Below are 21,170 nucleotides of genomic sequence, written 5' to 3'. Positions count from 1 at the left end.
GCTATCGAACCCGACGCACGTAATCGTACGTAATCGCACGTAAAACGCACGCAACCGAACCGCACCTACGCCATGACCGATCACACCATGCGCCTTTCCGGCCTCGAGCCGTTCAACGTCACGTCCGGGACGCTCTTCATCAACGTCGGCGAACGCACCAACGTGACCGGTTCGAAGGCGTTCGCGCGAATGATCCTGAACGACCAGTTCGACGACGCGATCGCGGTCGCGCGGCAGCAGGTCGAAAACGGCGCGCAGATCATCGACGTCAACATGGACGAAGCCATGCTCGATTCGAAAGCGGCGATGGTCCGCTTCATGAATCTGATCGCGTCGGAACCGGACATCGCGCGCGTGCCGATCATGATCGACTCGTCGAAGTGGGACGTGATCGAAGCGGGCCTGAAGTGCGTGCAAGGCAAGGCAATCGTCAATTCGATCTCGCTGAAGGAAGGCGAAGAAGCGTTCCGTCATCACGCGAACCTGATTCGCCGCTATGGCGCGGCCGCGGTCGTGATGGCCTTCGACGAGCAAGGCCAGGCCGATACCTTCGAACGCAAGACGCAGATCTGCAAGCGCTCATACGATTTTCTCGTGAACGAAGTCGGCTTCCCGCCGGAAGACATCATCTTCGATCCGAACATCTTCGCGATTGCAACCGGCATCGAAGAGCACAACAACTACGCCGTCGACTTCATCAACGCGACGCGCTGGATCAAGGAAAACCTGCCCTACGCGAAGATCAGCGGCGGCGTGTCGAACGTGTCGTTCTCGTTCCGCGGCAACGATCCGGTGCGCGAGGCGATCCACACCGTGTTCCTCTATCACGCGATTCAGGCGGGGATGGACATGGGCATCGTCAACGCGGGTCAGCTCGGCGTGTATGCCGACCTCGATCCGGAGTTGCGCGAGCGTGTTGAAGACGTCGTGCTGAACCGCCGTGAAGACGGCACCGATCGTCTGCTGGAAATCGCCGACAAGTTCAAGACCGGCGCCGCGAAAAAGGAAGAGAACCTCGAGTGGCGCAACCAGCCCGTCGAGAAGCGTCTGTCGCATGCGCTGGTGCACGGCATCACCAACTTCATCGTCGAAGATACCGAGGAAGTCCGCGCGAAGATCGCCGCAGCCGGCGGCCGGCCGATCAACGTGATCGAAGGCCCGCTGATGGACGGCATGAACATCGTCGGCGACCTGTTCGGTCAGGGCAAGATGTTCCTGCCGCAGGTCGTGAAGTCGGCGCGCGTGATGAAGCAGGCGGTGGCGCATCTGATCCCGTACATCGAAGAAGAAAAGAAGCTGATGGCCGAAGCCGGCGCCGACGTGCGCGCGAAGGGCAAGATCGTCATCGCCACCGTCAAGGGCGACGTGCACGACATCGGCAAGAACATCGTCTCGGTGGTGCTTCAGTGCAACAACTTCGAAGTGGTCAACATGGGCGTGATGGTGTCGTGCAACGACATTCTCGCCAAAGCGAAAGTCGAAGGCGCGGACATCATCGGCTTGTCCGGTCTGATTACGCCTAGCCTCGAAGAGATGGCCTACGTCGCTTCGGAAATGCAGCGCGACGACTACTTCCGCGTAAAGAAGATCCCGCTCCTGATCGGCGGCGCAACCACCTCGCGCGTGCACACCGCAGTCAAGATCGCACCGCATTACGAAGGCCCGGTGGTGTACGTGCCGGACGCGTCGCGCTCGGTCTCCGTGGCGTCGAGCCTACTGTCCGATGAAGGCGCAGCGAAGTACGTCGACGACCTCAAGGCCGACTACGACCGCATCCGCGATCAGCACGCCAACAAGAAAGCCCTGCCCATGGTCACGCTCGCCGAAGCCCGCGCGAACAAGACCAAGGTCGATTGGGCCGGCTACCAACCAGTCAAGCCGAAGTTCATCGGCCGCCGCGTGTTCAAGAACTACGATCTGAACGAGCTGGCGAACTACATCGACTGGGGCCCGTTCTTCCAGACCTGGGACCTGGCCGGCCCGTATCCGGCGATCCTGAACGACGAGATCGTCGGCGAATCCGCCCGCCGCGTGTTCTCGGACGGCAAGTCGATGCTCGCGCGCCTGATCCAGGGCCGCTGGCTGCAGGCCAACGGCGTGATCGCGCTGCTGCCGGCCAACACGGTGAACGACGACGACATCGAGATCTATACGGACGAATCGCGCTCCGAAGTGGCGCTCACGTGGCGCAACCTGCGCCAGCAAAGCGTACGGCCGGTGGTGGATGGCGTGATGCGGCCGAACCGGTCGCTCGCCGACTTCATCGCGCCGAAGGATTCGGGCGTGGCCGACTACATCGGCATGTTTGCGGTCACGGCGGGTCTGGGCGTCGACGTGAAGGAAAAGCAGTTCGAAAAGGATCTCGACGACTACAGCGCGATCATGCTGAAGGCGCTCGCCGACCGCTTCGCTGAAGCCTTCGCTGAAGGACTGCATGCCCGCGTGCGGCGCGATCTGTGGGGCTACGCGAACGCCGAAACCCTCTCCAACGAAGACCTGATCGCTGAAAAGTACCACGGTATCCGCCCTGCGCCGGGCTATCCGGCCTGCCCGGACCACCTCGTGAAACGCGACATGTTCGACGTGCTGCAAGCCACTGAAATCGGCATGAGCGTGACCGAGTCTCTGGCCATGCTGCCGGCGGCCAGCGTTTCCGGCTTCTACCTGGCGCACCCGGACAGCACCTATTTCTCGGTCGGCAAGATCGGCCAGGACCAGTTGGAAGACTACGCAAAACGCATGTCGTTGTCGAAAACAGACGCTGAGCGAGCCTTGGCGCCTTTGCTGTAAGCCATGCGGGGCGGGAAACCTACTATATCGGGCGCGCTAGGCTGAATATTTGCGGCAGTGCAATTTTCGGCTTTGTAGACTGAAACGGCATCACCCCGCCAGACGCGGCCAAAACGCGTCGGCTTATCAAATTGCAATCGTCAACGGAGAAAATCGTATGAAGAAGCTGACGCTGTTATTGACTGCTGTTTCGCTCGCCGCAAGCGCCTCGGTGGCGCTGGCCCAGCCCGCCGCTCCGGCCGGCTCCAGCGCGGTCAGTTCGTATTCGCCGCCCACTGAGAAGCACGTCAAGAAGCCCAAGAAGCAGAAAGCTAAGAAGGGTGCGTCGGCACCGATGGCCGCTCCGGCGGACGCCGCCAGCCAGTAAGCAGGTTCGGCAGACGGGCCGTCAAGACCCGTGAAAGACAAAGAGCCCGCGAATGCGGGCTCTTTTCATTGACACGTCACGACCAGCACCGCGAGACGCGGCGAACGCCTCCACCGGCGGACCGCCGCGGGATCAGAGACCCCAGACGATATCCGCGTTTTCCTTCTGCGCGGCGCGCAGCATGTCGAGAAACGGATACGCGCGCTGGGCGAGTCCCGGCGGGATCTCATGATGCTCGTGGCCGTCTTCGCCTTCGTGAAAATGGCCGTCGTGCTCGGCACGTTCCTGTTTGTCGACGCTGATCGCCGATTCAAGTTTCGTGATCGCGACGCTCAGTTCGTCGTGGGTGATGACACCACGCTCACCCAGGCGCTTGCCGACGATGCCGACCAGGTATTGAGCGAGATTTTCCAGCATCATCACGTCCGGCGCGGCGCGACATTTGAAAGTAATCAGCATGACTGTTCCCTTTTTCGTTATGTTGGATTGACGCGCGAACGGCTTGTAAGCCGGCCGTCGGCGCGCGTTACGTTGACACGCCGATCAGGCACGGCGGCCACGGCCCTTGGTGGGCATCTCATTGAACATATTAGCACCTGCTAAAATCCGTCTGGACGGAAAAGCGCGCCGCAATGCGCCGCGCGCGGCATAGTGAAGGTGGCGTGGCTGGGCCGGTTGGCCGCAACCCCGCCTGCTGCCGCACCGGGCCGCTGCAGCAAGCGTCCTGGTCTCGCGCCGCGCACCGCGCTAGACGCGTGGCACGCCACGTGCCTGATGACGCCCCGAAGTGCCCGGCGCGTCCCGGCCGGTGCATTGCCGCTTTCCACGCTTCTGACGAATCGGCTGCGCCTCGCGCGCGGCCGCCGCTTCTTCCGCATCACCGGATTGCCTCACTGGACTCGCAACAAGCATGCTGCCTGCACATAAACATACCCTCGAAACACTGCTCGCCGACACGGTGAAGCAGGTTGCTGACGCAACCCAAGGCGCGAGCGAAGCCGCCTTCGTGTCGCCCACGATCACGCTGGAGCGTCCCAAGGTCGCCGCGCACGGCGACGTCGCCTGCAACGTGGCGATGCAACTCGCCAAACCGCTGCGCGCCAACCCGCGCCAGTTGGCGCAACAGATCGTCGACGCGCTGCTCGCGCAACCGCGGGCCTTGGGTCTCGTGGAAGCCGCCGAAGTGGCCGGCCCCGGCTTCATCAACCTGCGCCTCGCGGCCGCCGCCAAGCAGGCGGTGATCGCCGCCGTGTTCGCCGAGAAGGACGCCTTCGGCCGTTCGCAGCGCGAAGCCGGCAAGCATGTGCTGATCGAATTCGTCTCGGCCAACCCGACCGGCCCGCTGCACGTCGGCCACGGCCGCCAGGCTGCGCTCGGCGACGCGCTCTCGAACGTGCTGGCCTCGCAAGGCTGGGACGTGCACCGCGAGTTCTATTACAACGACGCCGGCGTGCAGATCCAGACGCTCGCCCTGTCGACCCAGGCCCGCGCCCGCGGCCTCGCCCCAGGCGACCAAGGCTGGCCGGCCTCGGCGTACAACGGCGAGTACATCGCCGACATCGCCAAAGACTATCTGAACGGCGTCACCGTTGCCGCGAGCGACGGCGAACCCGTCACGGGCGCGGCCGACGTCGACGACCTCGAAGCGATCCGCCGCTTTGCGGTCGCCTACCTGCGCCGCGAGCAGGACATGGACTTGCAGGCCTTTGGCGTGAAGTTCGACGAGTACTACCTCGAGTCGTCGCTGTACAAGGAAGGCCGGGTCGAGAAGACCGTCGCGGCGCTGATCGCCGCCGGCAAAACCTACGAACAGGAAGGCGCGCTGTGGCTGCGCACCACCGACGACGGTGACGACAAAGACCGCGTGATGCGCAAGACCGACGGCACCTACACATACTTCGTGCCGGACGTCGCCTACCACGTCGCCAAGTGGGAACGCGGCTTCACCAAGGTCATCAACATTCAGGGCTCGGATCACCACGGCACGATCGCGCGAGTGCGCGCCGGCCTGCAAGGTCTCGGCATCGGCATTCCGAAGGGCTATCCCGACTACATCCTGCACAAGATGGTCACGGTGATGCGCAACGGCGAAGAGGTGAAGATCTCGAAACGCGCCGGCAGCTATGTGACCGTGCGCGACCTGATCGAATGGTCGGGCGGCGCGACGCCGGGCTCGGAAGCCGCCGTCGACCTGATCGACGAAGAGACGATTCGCCGCGGCCGCGACGCCGTGCGCTTCTTCCTGATTTCGCGCAAGGCGGATACGGAATTCGTGTTCGACATCGACCTGGCGTTGAAACAAAACGACGAAAATCCGGTGCACTACGTGCAGTATGCGCATGCGCGGATCTGCTCGGTCATCGCGGAATGCAAGGCGCGCTACAGCACGGACGAAAGCACGCTGGCCACGGTGGACGTGTCGCCGCTCACCAGCGAACGCGCCATGGCCCTGCTGAACAAGCTCGCCGAGTTCCCGGACATGCTGGAGCACGCCGCCGGCGAACTCGCGCCGCACGCGGTCGCGTTCTATCTGCGCGACCTCGCCGGGGAATTCCACTCGTTCTACAATGACAGAGCCGAACGCGTGCTGGTCGACGACGCTGCCGAGCGCAACGCACGCGTCGCGCTGCTTGCGGCCACACGTCAGGTGCTGGCCAACGGTCTCGCGACGATCGGCGTCTCCGCTCCCGTCAAGATGTAAGTCCTCCGGCGCAACATGCATGCGGCCGTCGTTATAATCGACGGCCGTTCCAGGATTCTTTTTGCAGGTGATTCATACGATGGCAAAACCACGCCGCACAACAAAGCAATCGCAATCGAAACAAACCGGGGGGACTTTTCTCGGCATCGTGCTGGGCCTGATCGTCGGTCTCGCGATCGCGGTAGTGGTGGCGCTGTATATCACCCGTGCGCCTACGCCGTTCGTCTCGAAGGTCGCGCCGCCCGCGGCGCCCGACACCGGCGCGAGCCAGGCGCAGCAATACGACCCGAACCGTCCGCTGCAAGGCAAGACGCCGGGTCAGCCGGTGCCGCAAGCCGCGCAACCGGCGCCGCCGAACACCGCGCCGGGCCAGACCAACGCGCAAACGCAGTCGGGCATGCTGGAAGAACCGCAGATCGTCGAAGTGCCGCCGTCGAACGGAAATGCGAACGGCACGGCAGTCGCACCGAAGCCCGCGCAGGATAACGGCAACGGCACGGCCAGCGGACCGGTGAAAAAGCCGCAAGGCGCAAGCGCACCGGCCGCCACCGCGGCAGGCTCCGCGCCGAAGGGTACGTCGCCCACCACGGCTGCCAACGCCAAGCCGGGTTCGGGCGCGGCGCCGACAGCGGGTGACGCGAACACGGGCTATTTCCTGCAAGTGGGCGCCTACAAGACCTCGGCCGATGCCGAGCAGCAGCGTGCGCGTCTCGCCTTCCAGGGCTTCGAATCGAAGGTCACGCAGCGCGATGCGGGCGGCGTGACGTACTACCGTGTGCGTATCGGCCCGTTTTCGAAGTTCGAGGACATGAATTCGAGCCGTCAGCGTCTGTCCGACGCGGGCGTGGATACAGCCGTGATCCGCTTTACGAAGCAATAAGCAAACAATAAACAAACGGTGATTTGCCGGAACGCGCCGCCGCCGAACTATTGGCGTGCGGTGCGGGTCACAAGCACAACCGGCAAACACAACGGACGACTAGAGCGTCTAACGCCGACATTGAAAACGGTGACGGGCATTTGCGTGGCGCCACCGCTTTACCGCCTACTTGGGTCAACACAACATGAAAAAACTGCTGAGCATTCTGTTCCTCTCGCTGGGCCTGGTTACCGCCACGGCGCATGCATCGACGGCCGCGCCGGTTTCCGGCAAGGACTACACCGTGCTGTCCACGCCGCAACCTACGGACGTGCCGGCTGGCAAGATCGAAGTCACCGAATTCTTCTGGTACGGCTGCCCGCACTGCAACGAATTCAACCCGTTCCTCGAAGCATGGGTGAAGAAGCAAGGTCCGGACGTGGTGTTCAAGCGCGTGCCGGTTGCCTTCCGCGACGACTTCATTCCGCACTCGAAGATGTACCACGCGCTCGACGCACTCGGCCTCGCTACGCAACTCACGCCGAAGGTCTTCAATGAAATCCACGTCAACAAGAACTACCTGCTGACGCCGGAAGACCAGGCCAAGTTCCTCGCGAAGAACGGCGTCGATCCGAAGAAGTACATGGACGCGTACAACTCGTTCTCGACGCAAAGCGCGCTGCAAAAAGACAAGAAGTTGATGGAAGACTACAAGATCGACGGCGTGCCGACGCTGGCCGTGCAGGGCAAGTATGAAACCGGTCCGGCTGCGACCAACAGCCTGCCGGGTACGACCCAGGTACTCGACTACCTGGTGCAGCAGATCCGCGCCAAGAAGATGTGATGTTGAAGGCGCCGGAATGAGCTCCCCCCTGAAGGTCTTCATTACCGGCGCCTCAAGTGGCATCGGCCTCGCGCTCGCCGCCGAATATGCGCGGCGCGGCGCGATTCTCGGCCTGGTTGCCCGCCGCGGCGACGCGCTCGCCGCCTTCCAGCAGTCCCATCCGCAGAATTCCATCTCCACCTATTCCGTCGACGTCCGCGACGCCGAGGCGCTCGCCGAAGCGGCTGCGCAGTTCATCGCGCAGCACGGATTGCCGGACGTCGTGATTGCCAATGCCGGCATCAGCCGCGGTGCGGTCACCGGGCACGGCGATCTGCGCACGTTCCGCGAAGTGATGGATATCAACTATTTCGGCATGGTCGCCACCTTCGAGCCGTTCGCCGCCGCGATGGTCGCAGCGAAGAAAGGCACGCTGGTCGGGATCGCCAGCGTGGCCAGCGTGCGGGGCTTGCCGGGGTCAGGCGCGTACAGCGCGTCGAAGTCGGCTGCGCTCAAGTATCTGGAAGCGTTGCGCGTCGAAATGCGCCCGCTCGGCGTCGGCGTGGTCACGATCGCCCCCGGGTATATCCGCACGCCGATGACCGAGCACAATCCGTACACCATGCCGTTCCTGATGGACGCCGACCGCTTCGCGGTGAAGGTCGCCGGGGCGGTCGAGCGTCAAACCGCGTTTGCCGTGTTCCCATGGCAGATGCGCATCGTGGCGATGCTGCTGCACGTGCTGCCGCGCTGGCTCTACGACCGCGCCTTCGAACGCGCGCCGCGCAAACCGCGCGCCGCCACCGAGTAAGTCATGCAGCCTCGTGCGGTCGATGCAGCCGGCGTCGCGCACGAAATGGGGGGCGTCGGTACGCGGGGTGCCGCTACCCGCATCGTCTCGCTGGTGCCGAGCATCACCGAATTGCTGTTCGCTCTGGGGCTCGACAGGCAGATTGTCGGGCGCACCGGTTTTTGCGTGCATCCCCGCGACAAGGTGCGGCAGGTGCGCAAGGTCGGCGGCACCAAGGCCGTGAATGTCGACGCAATTCGTGCATTGCGGCCCACCCATCTGATCGTCAATATCGACGAAAACGAGCGCGATACCGTCGAGCAATTGCGCACGTTCGTGCCGCATATCGTCGTGACCCATCCGCAGACACCGCAGGACAATCTCTCGCTGTACGCGTTGCTGGGCGCGATCTTCGACCGCGAGCAAGAAGCGCAACGCCTGAGCGAGGCGCTCGAAATACGTCTGCATGAGGCCGCCGCACAGGTGTTTCCCAGGCAAAACGTGTTGTATCTGATCTGGCGCGAGCCATGGATGACGGTGGCACGCGATACCTATATCGCCGCGATGCTGAGGCTCGTGAACTGGCAGACGCTGCCTGACGCGGAAGGCGGCGCGGCAGGCGCAGCGCGTTATCCCGCGCTCGACTTTGACCACGCGCCGTGGCTTGCCGACGTCGATCGCATACTGCTCTCCAGCGAGCCCTATCGCTTCACACAAGCACATTGCGACGCGCTGAAGCGTGACCCGCGTCTGGCCGGCAAGCACATTGAGCTGATCGATGGGGAGATGGTGTCGTGGTACGGCGTGCGCGCCATCGAAGGCATTGGCTATCTGTTGCAGCGCGCGGCTGCGTCATGAGCGACAACACGCTCAACCCATATGGATATGCGGATTAAATTGTTGTCGCCGCAACCACCCTTCGATAAGCTTTCGCGAAGGCGAGGACGTGCATGTAGCGCAGCAGCCAAACCATGCGCCAGCGCCGGAAACGTATCACAATAAAGACGACGGCCAGACCGGTCGCCACCCGTCAACGGAACATAACCACACAACCAGACGCACCGCCTGACTGCGCTTGTTATGGGAGATCCTATGCGCTTCAAACTGCTCGCAGCCGCCGTACTGTTCACGGCGCCCGCGCTCGTGCTCGCCAAACCGCTGACCGTCTGCACCGAGTCGAGCCCCGACGGCTTCGATGTCGTGCAGTTCAATTCGCTCGTGACGACCAATGCGTCGGCCGACGTGATCTTCAATTCGCTGGTCTCGTACGACGAGGCCGCGAAGAAAGTTGTACCCGCGCTGGCCGACAAGTGGGACGTCAGCGCCGACGGCCTCACCTACACGTTCCACCTGCGCCCGAACGTGCAGTTCCAGACCACCGACTACTTCAAGCCAACCCGCGCGCTGAATGCCGACGACGTCGTCTTCACGTTCGACCGGATGCTCAACGACAGCAATCCGTGGCACAAAGTGGCGGGCGCGAGCGGCTTCCCGCACGCGCAATCGATGGGCTTGCCGAAGCTCATCAAGTCGATCAGCAAGGTCGACGACAACACCGTCAAGTTCGAACTGAACGCACCGGACGCAACCTTCGTTTCGATCCTGACGATGGGTTTCGCTTCGATCTATTCGGCTGAATACGCCGACCAGTTGCTCAAGGCCGGCAAACAGGTCGACCTGAATTCGAAGCCGATCGGCACCGGTCCGTTCGAATTGAAGAGCTACACGAAAGACGCGGTGATCCGCTACGACGTGAACCCGACGTACTGGGGCGCGAAACCGAAGATCGACCGTCTGATCTACGCGATCACGCCGGACGCCACGGTGCGCGCGCAAAAGGTGAAGGCCGGCGAATGCCAGATCGCGCTGTCGCCGAAGCCGCAGGATCTCGCCGAAGCGAAGGAGGATAAGTCGCTCGCCATCGTGCAGACGCCGGCCTTCATGACCGCGTTCGTCGCCCTGAACACGCAGAAGAAGCCGCTCGACAATCAGAAGGTGCGCGCGGCCCTGAACATGGCGTTCGACCGCACCACCTATCTGAAAGCGATCTTCGACAACACCGCGACGCCGGCCGTCAATCCGTATCCGCCGAACACGTGGAGCTATGACAAGGGCGTGAAAGCGTGGCCGTACGATCCGGTGAAGGCAAAGAAGCTGCTAGCCGACGCGGGCTATCCGAATGGTTTCGAAACGACGATCTGGGTGCGTCCGAACGGCAGCGTGCTGAACCCGAACCCGAAGGCCGGCGCCGAACTGCTGCAAGCCGACTTCGCCAAGATCGGCGTGAAGGCGGATGTGAAGGTGATCGAATGGGGCGAGCTGATCAAGCAGGCCAAACAAGGCCAGCATGACACGCTGTTCATGGGCTGGGCCGGCGATAACGGCGATCCGGACAACTATCTGTCACCGCTCTTCAGTTGCAATGCGGTGAAGTCCGGGATCAATTTCGCGCGCTTCTGCGATCAGGATCTGGACAAGCTGATTGCTGACGGCAAGACCACGCCCGATCAGGCCAAACGCGCGAAAGCGTATGAACAGGCGCAGCAGATCATCCACGATCAGGCGCTGTGGATTCCGCTGGGTTATCCGACCGCAGCGGCCATCACGCGTACGAGCGTGAGCGGCTATCACGTGAGTCCGTTCGGACGGCAGAACTTTGGGACGGTGGCGGTGCAGTAAGCTTCCGCCACGCCGCTTTAAAAAAAAGCCCGGTTGCTTTTCGCAACCGGGCTTTTTTTATCGACGTATCAACCTGTCGACGCGATCACGCCGAAAACCGGATCACCCCATCCGCATCCTGCGTGCGCTTCAACTCGCCGGCCAGCCACAGCAGATGCAAGTGCGCCAACGCCTCGCCCATCGCGAACGTCATCTGATGGATGTCGAGTTGGCGCTTGAACATCAACGGCACGATATCCGCAGCGCTCTGCGGTTTCTCCGCACAGGCCTCGCGCACTTCAGCCAGACGCGCGTCATGATGCTCGCGCAGTTGCTTGATACGCGTACGCACACCGCGAAACGGCTTGCCATGCGACGGCAGCACGAGCGTGTCTTCAGGCATCGTCTCGTAGCGGCCGAGCGATTCCAGATACAGCGCGAGCGGCGTGCTTTCGGGCTCCATGTCGAACACCGAGACGTTGGTCGAAATACGTGGCAGCACCATGTCGCCGGAGATCAGCGTGCCCGTCTCTTCGCAATGCAACGCGCAGTGTTCCGGCGAATGGCCGAAGCCCGTTACCACGCGCCACGTTTTGCCACCGATCTTCACGCCATCGGCTTCGCGCAGGCGGCGGTACTGCCCAGGAATCGCTGGCACGAGGCTCGAGTAGTAGCTCGTGCGATTGCGCAGTTTCTCGAGCGACGTCTCGTCGTTCAAGCCGTGACGTGCGAAGTGGCGCGCTGCGCCCTCGCCGCCCGCATTCGAACCGTCACCCGCCGCCATTACACGGGCTTGCATGTATTCGCCGAGCGTCATCCACAAACGCACATTCCAGCGCTTCTTGTCGCCGCCGCTGCAGATCCAGTGCGCGAGGCCGATGTGATCCGGGTGGCAATGCGTGACGATCACGCGCAGTACCGGCAGGCCGTCGAGCACCGAGTCGAACACTTTCTCCCAGTTCTCCTTGATCGTGTCCGACGTAATGCCGCAGTCGACTACCGTCCACCCTTCTTGACCGTCGATCTCATCGCGTAGCAGCCACAGATTGATGTGGTCGAGTGCAAACGGCAGCGGCATGCGCAGCCAGAACACGCCGGGCGCGACTTCCATCGTCTGGCCCGCTTCGGGCAAGGTGTCGTTGAACGGGTAGTCGAGTTGATGTTCGAGTGCATTCATTGTGGTTGTCTTCCTCCGTCGGCCATCCGGCATGGCGAGGTATGCGATGCCGGACGGCGTGGTTGCGGCCCGGCCAGGACATGCCGGTGCCGTATTGCGCCGTAGTTGCGTTTCGATCAAGTTGACGATAACGTAAACGTCGATTCTATCGTTCAATCCGATTTTCTGCCCGGCTACGGGATGCCCCGATGAACACGCAATACACGATCACCGAGCTCGCGCGGGAATTCGACGTCACGCCGCGGGCGATCCGCTTCTACGAAGACCAGGGTTTACTCTCGCCCAGCCGTGAGGGATCGAGCGGCTTGCGGCGCGTCTATTCGGGCCGCGACCGCACCCGCCTGAAGCTCACGCTGCGCGGCAAACGGCTCGGCTTCACGCTGTCGGAGATCCGCGATCTGCTCGACGTCTACGAGTCGCCGACCGACACCGTGCCGCAATTGCAGGCCTTCCTTGCCACGGTGGCGCGCCATCGCGACGTGCTCGAACGTCAACTGGAAGATCTGAACGCGACGCTCGAAGACCTCGCGCAGTACGAAACCCAGGCGCGCGCGCTGCTGGAAGGCGGTTCACGCGAGACCAGGTCCGCCTGAGCGGAGAACGGCGCGACGCGCCGCGGGTGCACCCGGACGATACAATCACGGGTGTCTTCATGACATGGGACAAATGCACGGCCGACATGAATCACTTTCCCAAACTGCTGTCGTCACAGATCGGCTTTGACGTCGCCCAGACGATGCTCGAAGGATTCGATCGGCACTACCGCATCTTCCGTGACGCCGCGATCCATGCCAAAACGCTCTTCGAAGCTGCCGACTGGCATGGCCTGCAAACGCTGGCGCGCGAGCGCATCACCTCGTATGACGATCGCGTCGAGGAGTGCGTCGAACTGCTCGAAGACGAATACGACGCCGAAAATATCGACGACGAAGTGTGGCAGCAGATCAAGCTCCACTACATCGGCCTCCTGACCACGCACCGTCAGCCCGAGTGCGCGGAGACGTTCTTCAATTCGGTGTGCTGCAAGATCCTGCACCGTTCGTATTTCAACAACGACTTTATTTTCGTACGCCCGGCGATCTCGACCGAATACATCGAGAATGACGAACCGGCGGCGAAGCCGACCTATCGTGCGTATTACCCCGGCAAGGACGGTCTTGCCGCGACGCTCGAGCGCATCGTCACGAACTTCCAGTTGGAGCCGCCGTTTGAGGATCTGACGCGCGACGTCGAATGCGTGATGCAGGCGATCCACGATGCGTTCGGCGTGTTCGACGAAGCGCCCAACTTCCAGATTCACGTGCTTTCGTCACTGTTTTATCGGAACAAGTCGGCGTATATCGTTGGACGGATCATCAACGGCGATTTGTTGCTGCCATTCGCGGTGCCACTGCGCCACGTAAAACCCGGCGTGCTTGCACTCGATACGGTGCTGCTCAAACGCGACCAGTTGCTGATCATCTTCAGCTTCTCGCATTCGTACTTCCTCGTGGACATGGAAGTGCCGTCCGCTTACGTCGAATTTCTCGGCACGATCATGCAGGGCAAACCGAAGGCGGAAATCTATACGTCGGTGGGTTTGCAGAAGCAGGGCAAGAATCTGTTCTATCGCGATCTGCTGCACCATCTGAAGCATTCCAGCGATCCATTCATCATCGCGCCCGGCATCAAGGGGCTCGTGATGCTGGTGTTCACGCTGCCTTCGTTTCCGTACGTATTCAAGCTGATCAAAGATCACTTTCCGCCGCCGAAGGAAACCACGCGCGAGCAGATCCAGCGGAAGTATCAGCTCGTCAAGCGTCATGACCGTTTGGGCCGGATGGCCGACACGCTCGAATATTCGAGCGTCGCGCTGCCCATTTCGCGGCTCGACGAAGCACTGCTGCGCGAACTAGAAAAGGAAGTGCCGTCCTTGATCGAATACGACGGCGACAACCTGGTGATTCGTCACATGTATATCGAACGCCGAATGGTGCCGCTCAATCTGTTCCTGCAAAACGGCAGCGACGAGGACGTCGAGCACGGCATCAAGGAATACGGCAACGCGATCAAGGAATTGATGCAGGCGAACATCTTCCCTGGCGACATGCTGTACAAGAACTTCGGCGTGACGCGTCACGGCCGCGTCGTGTTCTACGACTACGATGAAATCGAATACCTGACGGAATGCAACGTGCGCGCGGTGCCGGCGCCACGTTACGAGGAAGACGAAATGTCGGGCGAGCCGTGGTACTCGGTCGGCCCGCACGACATTTTCCCGGAGACATACGGCACGTTTCTGCTCGGCGATCCACGCGTGCGCCGGTCCTTCATGCAGCATCACGCGGACTTCTTCGATCCAGCGCTGTGGCAACGGCACAAGGATCATCTATTGAAAGGCGAACTGCCCGACTTTTTCCCGTACGACAGCAGCGTGCGCTTCTGCATCCGCTATCCGGAACGATTCGCCGATACGGCGTCCGGACTACCGGAGAACCAGGCAGATGAACGCACCGTGCGCGTGGCGTAAGCACTATGCGCTGCCCGCATCGTTGAATGCATCGTCCGAACCTTATGCAACGACATCGACCGGTCAATCGGTCGAGCAACCGCCCAGACTCAACATGAACACGAACGCTTCTCCCGCTGCCAATCCGCTTGCCCACCTGTTCGACAACAACGACGCGTGGGTGGCCCGCAAGCTGTCCGAAGACCCGGAGTACTTCTCGCGCCTCGCGCACCAGCAGACACCCGAATATCTGTGGATCGGCTGTTCCGATTCGCGCGTGCCGGCCAACCAGATCATCGGCCTGCCTCCGGGCGAAGTGTTCGTGCACAGAAATATCGCCAACGTGGTGGTGCACACGGATCTGAACTGCCTGTCGGTGATCCAGTTCGCCGTCGATCTGCTGAAGGTCAAGCACATCATGGTGGTGGGTCACTATGGCTGCTCGGGCGTCGGCGCGGCGCTGCACGGCCGGCGCGTGGGTCTCGCGGATAACTGGCTGCATCACGTGCAGGACGTGCGCACCAAGCATGCTGCGCTGATCGAAGAATGGCCGCTTGGTGAGGCGCGCCATCGGCGGCTGGTCGAACTGAATGCGATCGAACAGGTCATGAACGTATGCCGGACCACCATCATCAACGACGCGTGGGCACGCGGCCAGGAACTGACCGTACACGGCTGGGTATATGGCGTGCATGACGGCAAGGTGCGCGACCTCGGCATGACAATCAACGACCCCGCGGCGCTCGATGCAACCTACAAGCGCTGCATCGCGGCCGTATCGGCCGGCGGTGCGTACCAGGAGGACAACGATGCGGCGGCCGCCGAAGCGGCCCAGCTCGGCGACGTGCCGGCCATCGTCGAAGGTGTGATCAAACAGCTTAAACACGAGTGAGACAAACATGAGCGAGACAAAGTCTGATCCGATCGTAATCGTAGGTGTGGCCCGTACGCCGATGGCGGCATTTCAGGGCGATTTCGCAACGCTAACCGCGCCGCAGTTGGGCTCGGTTGCAATCGAAGCCGCCGTGCAACGCGCCGGGTTGAAGCCTGAGCAGATCGACGAAGTGGTAATGGGTTGCGTGCTGCCCGCAGGCCTCGGCCAGGCGCCCGCGCGTCAGGCCGCGCTCGGCGCCGGTTTGCCTTTGAGCACCGGCAGCACGACCGTCAACAAGATGTGCGGCTCCGGCATGCGCGCGGCGATGTTCGCGCACGACATGCTGGCCGCGGGCTCGGTCGACGTGATCGTCGCGGGCGGCATGGAAAGCATGACGAACGCGCCGTATCTGTTGCCCAAGGCACGTAACGGCATGCGCATGGGCCACGGCCAGGTGATCGACCACATGTTCTACGACGGCCTCGAAGACGCCTACGAAAAGGGCCGTCTGATGGGCACCTTCGCCGAGGAATGCGCGGCCTCGTTCGACTTCACGCGTGAAGCGCAGGATGCGTTCGCCGTCGAGTCCCTGAATCGTGCGAAGCGCGCGAATGAAGACGGCTCGTTCACATGGGAAATCGCGCCGGTGAAGGTGGAAAGCCGCAAGGGCGACGTGACCATCGATCACGACGAGCAGCCGTTCAAGGCGAACCTCGACAAGATTCCGACGCTCAAGCCCGCGTTCAGCAAAACCGGCACGGTGACGGCGGCGAACTCGTCGTCGATTTCCGACGGCGCCGCGGCGCTCGTGATGATGCGTGAATCGACCGCGAAGCGTCTCGGCGTCGAACCGCTTGCTCGTGTGGTCGGCCACTCCACCTTCGCTCAGGAACCGGCGAAGTTCACCACAGCACCGGTCGGTGCGATTCGCAAGCTGTTCGAGAAGAACGGCTGGCGCGCCGACGAAGTGGATCTCTACGAGGTCAACGAGGCGTTCGCGGTGGTCACGATGGCTGCGATGAAGGAACATCACCTGCCGCACGACAAGGTCAACGTGAACGGCGGCGCCTGCGCGCTCGGCCATCCGATCGGCGCTTCGGGCGCGCGGATTCTCGTCACGCTGATCGGGGCGTTGAAAAATCGCGGTCTGAAGCGCGGTGTCGCGACGCTGTGTATCGGCGGCGGCGAAGCGACCGCGATGGGCATTGAACTGGTTTGACGCGCTGTTACCAGGCGTTTGCAAGCTTGAGGTGATTCGATGAAGACAGTGTTGATCGTCGGTGCGTCGCGTGGCATCGGCCAGGAGTTCGTGCGGCAGTACATGAAGAGCGGCTGGCGCGTGCTCGCCACCGCGCGCGACGGCGCCGCGCTCGACGCGCTGAAGGCGCTCGGCGCGGAGACCTTTTCACTCGACGTCACCGCACCCGAAGAAATCGCCGCGCTCGGCTGGAAGCTCGACGGCGAACGGCTCGACGCGGCGGTGCTGGTGTCCGGCGTGTACGGGCCACGCACCGAGGACATCGAGACGATTACGTCGGAAGACTTCGACCAGGTCATGCATACCAACGTGCGCGGTCCGATGCAGTTGATGCCGATCCTGCTGCCGCTCGTCGAAGAAGCGGGCGGCGTGTTCGCGGTGATCTCGAGCAAGATGGGTAGCATCGGCGACGCAAGCGGCACGACCGGCTGGCTGTATCGGGCGAGTAAGGCTGCGCTGAACGACGCGCTGAAGATCGCTTCACTGGACGCCACGCGCGCAACCTGTATTTCGCTGCATCCTGGCTGGGTGCGCACCGATATGGGTGGCGCGCAAGCGGCGATCGATCCGGCGCGCAGCGTCACGGGCATGCGTGAAGTGCTTGCGCAGGCCGCGGCAGCACATGAAGCATTCAACGGTCGCTTCTACCAATACGACGGCACGGCGCTCGAATGGTGAAGATATTGGCGAAGAGACAGGTGGGGAGACTAATGAGGAGACCGAGCCATGGTGCTTGATCAGGATCATCTGATGGTCCGCGACGCGGTGCGCACGTTTGTCCGCGAAGCCGTTACGCCGCACGCGGCGCAATGGGACCGCGAGCGCACCTTTCCGAAGGACGTGCATCGCCAGCTCGCCGAACTCGGCGCGTATGGCGTGCTGGTCCCCGAAGCATACGGCGGCGCCGGCATGGACGCGTTGGCGCTCGCGCTGATCCTCGAAGAAATCGCAGCGGGCGACGGCGGCACCTCGACCGCGATCTCGGTCAACAACTGTCCGGTGTGCAGCATTCTGCTGACCTATGGCAACGACGCGCAGAAACGCGACTGGCTCACGCCGCTCGCGCGCGGCGAGATGCTCGGCGCGTTTTGCCTGACCGAACCGCAAGCGGGTTCGGACGCCTCCGCGCTGCGCACCACCGCGACACGTGATGGCGACAGCTACGTGTTGAACGGCGTCAAACAGTTCATCACGAGCGGCAAGAACGGCAACGTCGCGATCGTGATGGCCGTGACCGACAAGGCGGCGGGCAAGCGCGGCATCAGCGCGTTCATCGTGCCCACCGATACGAAGGGGTACGTCGTCGCGCGAGTCGAAGAAAAGCTCGGTCAGCATTCGTCGGACACCGCGCAGATTATTTTCGAAGATTGCCGCGTGCCGGCCGCCAACCTGATCGGCGCGGAAGGCGAAGGATATCGGATTGCGCTATCGGGGCTCGAAGGCGGGCGCATCGGTATCGCGGCGCAAAGCGTCGGCATGGCGCGCGCCGCGTTCGAGGCGGCGTTGGGGTATGCGAAGGAGCGCGAGAGCTTCGGCCAGCCGCTGTTTTCGCACCAGGCCGTGCAATTCCGCCTCGCCGATATGGCGACCCAGCTCGAAGCCGCGCGCCAGTTGATCTGGCACGCGGCTTCGCTGAAAGACGCCGGGCAGCCTTGCCTGACCGAAGCCGCGATGGCCAAGCTGTTTGCATCCGAAGCCGCCGAGCGCATCTGCTCGGCAGCATTGCAGATTCATGGCGGCTACGGCTATCTGAGCGACTTCCCCGTCGAACGCATCTACCGCGATGTGCGCGTGTGCCAGATCTACGAAGGCACCAGCGACATCCAGAAAATTTTGATCGCCCGTGGTCTTGCCTGAAAGTCTGATGAATAAGCCATTGTTGTCAATGCAACGACCGTCCGACTGCCCCTGCGGCGGCGCCGCGCCCGATCAGCGCAGCGGCGCCAAACCACCGCGCTTCGCGCAATGCTGTGGCCGCTATATCGATGGCGGTGAAACAGCGCCGCGCGCGCTCGAACTGATGCGCTCGCGTTACAGCGCGTATGTTGTGGGCGCAACGGATTATTTGCGCGCGACCTGGGCGCCGCACACCTGCCCCGCGGATCTCGACGCCAACCCTGCCGCCCCCGACGCACCGCGTTGGCTCGGACTGCAGATCAAGTCCTTCGCTGAAACCAGCGCCGATCATGCGACCGTCGAATTCGTCGCACGATACAAGGTAGGTGGCCGCGCCCACCGGTTGCACGAACTGAGCCGCTTCGTACGCGGTGAGGACGGACGCTGGCGCTATGTCGACGGTGACGTAAACGAATAAGCCGTACCTTCGAAAGCCTTACACCGCTTAGCGGCGCGCAATAACACCGTCATCACATATGGCCCTCAAACGAGGGCCTTTTTTTCGTGTTGGCTCGACACCACAGCGCGCGTATTTCGACAAATTACTTCGTGCAGCCAAGCACCGCGAGACAGGCGCTTTGCAGCCTCTGGGGGGGACGAACGCATCCTGATCCGCACCCGGCAATTATTCCGTCGCGGGTTCTCCTTTATTGCACAAAACAAAATTGTCGTGCCAGGATGAGGCCGTAGGTTTGTGACGCCACGTTGCGAGAACAGGTCCATACCGCTTCCGCAAGATGCGCAGGTAGCTGTCGATAGCCCACCGGTAAGGGTTCGGCAGCGGTTCCGGGCAGCATGTGTGGCGCTCATCATCGGCGCGTGGGGTCGCGTCGGCCGTTTGGGTTCATCCCGTGCGATCTCGATCAGCGTGCGTGCGCTTGGCGCACTACGTACGCGAGTGTGTTTTTGTTTGTCGAAAACGCCGATGAAAGGCAATTGTCAGCGACAGCATTCGACAGACAAAACGTCACGGTGTTAAGGGCAGGTTTTTGAGGCAGGTGCGTCAATGGTGTTCAGCAAGGTTCTGACGAAGTGTGCGGTGACGTTTGCAACGGCGATGTGCGCCGTCGCACTCGCGCATGCCGAGCCGCTCGCCGACACCCAGGCGGGACCTCTCACCCGCGCGCACGTGCCGCGAATCGCACTCGACGACGACGTCTATCTACCCACCGCAGGCCTCAACGAACAGATCATCCGCGTGCCGGTTAACGCTGCCGGCACCGTCACACTCGAAACCACGATCTACAAACCGGACGGCGCAGGCCCGTTTCCGATGATCGTTTTCAACCACGGCAAGATTCCCGGCGACCCGCGCACGCAGGAACGCAGCGACCCGCGGCCGTTCGCGCGCGAATTCGTGCGCCGCGGCTACGTGGTGGTGGCGCCGAACCGCCAGGGCTTCGGCCATTCGGACGGCACGTATCAGCAGGACGGTTGCGACGTCGAACGCAATGGCGTCGGCCAGGCCGGCGACGTGGCCGCGACGATCCAATTCATGTCGAAGCAGCCGTACGTGGATGCCACGCACATCGTAGTGGCCGGCACCTCGCACGGCGGTCTCGCGACGATGGCATACGGCACCGAAGCTGCGACTGGCGTGCGGGCCTTGATCAATTTTTCGGGCGGGTTGCGGCAGGACGCGTGCGCCGACTGGCAGGGTAACCTGACGCGCGCATTTGGCACGTATGGCGAGAAAACGAAGGTGCCGTCGCTGTGGTTGTACGGCGATAACGATTCGGTGTGGACCGCACCGCTGGTGGCCGGCATGTATACCGCGTTTGCCGCGCACGGCGCGAGCGCGAAGATGGTGGATTTCGGCAACTACAAGAATGACGCGCATCGGCTCGTGGGCGACCGCGATGGCGTGCAGATCTGGTGGCCTGCTGTCGAGGCGTTTCTTGCCCGCGTTGGGATGCCTACGGGTGTGCAGTATCGGGTCGAGGATCCTTCGGCGCCGAAGGCGAGCGGTTTTGCTGCTGTTGATGCAGTCGACTCTGTTCCGTTTGTTGATGAAGCCGGACGTAATGGTTATCGCAACTTCTTGCATCAGTATCCTAGCCGGGCGTTTGCTGTGTCGGATTCGGGGGCCTGGTCATGGGCGGAAGGTGGTGATAATCCGATGTCGGTTGCTATTGCGAATTGCCAGAAGCAGAGTTCGGCGCCTTGCCGGTTGTATGCGGTGGACAACTCCGTTGTATGGGGGAGTGGGTCTTCGCAGACGGCGGATTCTGGTTCTTCGTCGGCAGTTGGATCTGCTGGTGATCGGCGGGCTATTGCTAGCCGGAATTGACGGTTTAGGTTTGCCTTCGCGGCGCTTGTTTGGTTGCCTGCGCGGCGCTTCCTGTCTGTGTTCTTAGGGCTTTGGCCTTTCCTTGATTTGTTAGTGGTCTATTAGCGTTGCCCCTGTGCGGGGCGGCACCTACTTCTCTTTGCCGGCTGCAAAGAGAAGTAGGCAAGAGAAAGCAGCTCAAACCGCTAATGCTAAGTGG

17 protein-coding genes and 1 pseudogene are annotated in these 21,170 nt (G+C 62.3%); 16 read left to right on the top strand and 2 right to left on the bottom strand.

Annotated elements, in window-relative coordinates; translation table 11 throughout:
• Positions 1 to 51 precede the first annotated feature (51 nt).
• A pseudogene (gene metH, locus P3T25_RS13210) lies at positions 52 to 2,790 on the top strand (methionine synthase); the annotation flags it as partial.
• 157 nt (positions 2,791 to 2,947) lie between these two features.
• Positions 2,948 to 3,157: an acid-shock protein gene (locus P3T25_RS13205; protein ID WP_154564119.1), complete on the top strand. Its 210-nt coding sequence runs from the start codon at positions 2,948 to 2,950 to the stop codon at positions 3,155 to 3,157.
• Positions 3,158 to 3,289: 132 nt separating this feature from the next.
• On the opposite strand, the gene P3T25_RS13200 is transcribed toward P3T25_RS13205, so the two are convergent.
• Positions 3,290 to 3,616 (bottom strand): DUF1840 domain-containing protein, encoded by a 327-nt coding sequence (locus tag P3T25_RS13200; RefSeq protein ID WP_054035663.1) that lies wholly within the window; start codon positions 3,614 to 3,616, stop codon positions 3,290 to 3,292.
• A 451-nt stretch (positions 3,617 to 4,067) separates the two neighbouring features.
• On the opposite strand from P3T25_RS13200, the gene argS reads away from it, so the two are divergent.
• The 6 genes from argS (at position 4,068) to P3T25_RS13170 (ending at position 11,009) form a co-directional block, all read left to right on the top strand.
• Positions 4,068 to 5,858, top strand: coding sequence for an arginine--tRNA ligase (gene argS / locus P3T25_RS13195; RefSeq protein ID WP_429358197.1), 1,791 nt, complete (start codon positions 4,068 to 4,070; stop codon positions 5,856 to 5,858).
• Between the two features lie 61 nt (positions 5,859 to 5,919).
• Positions 5,920 to 6,738, top strand: coding sequence for an SPOR domain-containing protein (locus P3T25_RS13190; protein ID WP_154564115.1), 819 nt, complete (start codon positions 5,920 to 5,922; stop codon positions 6,736 to 6,738).
• A gap of 184 nt (positions 6,739 to 6,922) precedes the next feature.
• On the top strand, positions 6,923 to 7,561 hold the full coding sequence (locus tag P3T25_RS13185) for a thiol:disulfide interchange protein DsbA/DsbL (RefSeq protein ID WP_429358196.1): 639 nt from the start codon (positions 6,923 to 6,925) through the stop codon (positions 7,559 to 7,561).
• A gap of 16 nt (positions 7,562 to 7,577) precedes the next feature.
• The gene (locus P3T25_RS13180; RefSeq protein ID WP_171925126.1) at positions 7,578 to 8,351 is read left to right on the top strand and encodes an SDR family oxidoreductase; all 774 of its coding nucleotides are present in this window, start codon (positions 7,578 to 7,580) and stop codon (positions 8,349 to 8,351) included.
• A 3-nt stretch (positions 8,352 to 8,354) separates the two neighbouring features.
• Positions 8,355 to 9,188: a helical backbone metal receptor gene (locus P3T25_RS13175; RefSeq protein ID WP_429358195.1), complete on the top strand. Its 834-nt coding sequence runs from the start codon at positions 8,355 to 8,357 to the stop codon at positions 9,186 to 9,188.
• Positions 9,189 to 9,422: 234 nt separating this feature from the next.
• Complete coding sequence (locus tag P3T25_RS13170; RefSeq protein WP_429358194.1) at positions 9,423 to 11,009, top strand: ABC transporter substrate-binding protein; 1,587 nt, start codon at positions 9,423 to 9,425, stop codon at positions 11,007 to 11,009.
• A gap of 85 nt (positions 11,010 to 11,094) precedes the next feature.
• On the opposite strand, the gene P3T25_RS13165 is transcribed toward P3T25_RS13170, so the two are convergent.
• Positions 11,095 to 12,165, bottom strand: coding sequence for an MBL fold metallo-hydrolase (locus tag P3T25_RS13165; RefSeq protein WP_171925123.1), 1,071 nt, complete (start codon positions 12,163 to 12,165; stop codon positions 11,095 to 11,097).
• A 188-nt stretch (positions 12,166 to 12,353) separates the two neighbouring features.
• On the opposite strand from P3T25_RS13165, the gene P3T25_RS13160 reads away from it, so the two are divergent.
• From P3T25_RS13160 to P3T25_RS13125, 8 genes are all read left to right on the top strand, one after another.
• Entirely contained in the window at positions 12,354 to 12,758 is a 405-nt protein-coding gene (locus tag P3T25_RS13160) for a MerR family transcriptional regulator (protein WP_054035656.1), read from the top strand.
• Between the two features lie 86 nt (positions 12,759 to 12,844).
• A complete protein-coding gene (aceK, locus tag P3T25_RS13155) occupies positions 12,845 to 14,674 on the top strand; it encodes a bifunctional isocitrate dehydrogenase kinase/phosphatase (protein WP_171925195.1) in 1,830 nt (609 codons plus the stop codon).
• 94 nt (positions 14,675 to 14,768) lie between these two features.
• Positions 14,769 to 15,545, top strand: a complete 777-nt coding sequence (gene can, locus P3T25_RS13150) for a carbonate dehydratase (protein WP_154564192.1) — start codon at positions 14,769 to 14,771, stop codon at positions 15,543 to 15,545.
• A 7-nt stretch (positions 15,546 to 15,552) separates the two neighbouring features.
• Entirely contained in the window at positions 15,553 to 16,746 is a 1,194-nt protein-coding gene (locus P3T25_RS13145; protein WP_154564103.1) for an acetyl-CoA C-acetyltransferase, read from the top strand.
• Between the two features lie 39 nt (positions 16,747 to 16,785).
• A complete protein-coding gene (locus P3T25_RS13140; protein ID WP_171925122.1) occupies positions 16,786 to 17,463 on the top strand; it encodes an SDR family oxidoreductase in 678 nt (225 codons plus the stop codon).
• A gap of 48 nt (positions 17,464 to 17,511) precedes the next feature.
• A complete protein-coding gene (locus tag P3T25_RS13135) occupies positions 17,512 to 18,642 on the top strand; it encodes an acyl-CoA dehydrogenase family protein (protein ID WP_171925121.1) in 1,131 nt (376 codons plus the stop codon).
• Between the two features lie 7 nt (positions 18,643 to 18,649).
• Positions 18,650 to 19,099 (top strand): YchJ family protein, encoded by a 450-nt coding sequence (locus P3T25_RS13130; RefSeq protein ID WP_171925120.1) that lies wholly within the window; start codon positions 18,650 to 18,652, stop codon positions 19,097 to 19,099.
• Positions 19,100 to 19,687: 588 nt separating this feature from the next.
• Positions 19,688 to 20,971 (top strand): dienelactone hydrolase family protein, encoded by a 1,284-nt coding sequence (locus tag P3T25_RS13125; RefSeq protein WP_171925119.1) that lies wholly within the window; start codon positions 19,688 to 19,690, stop codon positions 20,969 to 20,971.
• Positions 20,972 to 21,170: the final 199 nt, after the last annotated feature.

Source organism: Paraburkholderia sp. GAS32 (assembly GCF_050434225.1).
Lineage (GTDB): Bacteria > Pseudomonadota > Gammaproteobacteria > Burkholderiales > Burkholderiaceae > Paraburkholderia > Paraburkholderia madseniana.
The sequence above is the reverse complement of the archived record's forward strand: the minus strand, read 5'-3'. Positions and strand labels throughout refer to the sequence as shown.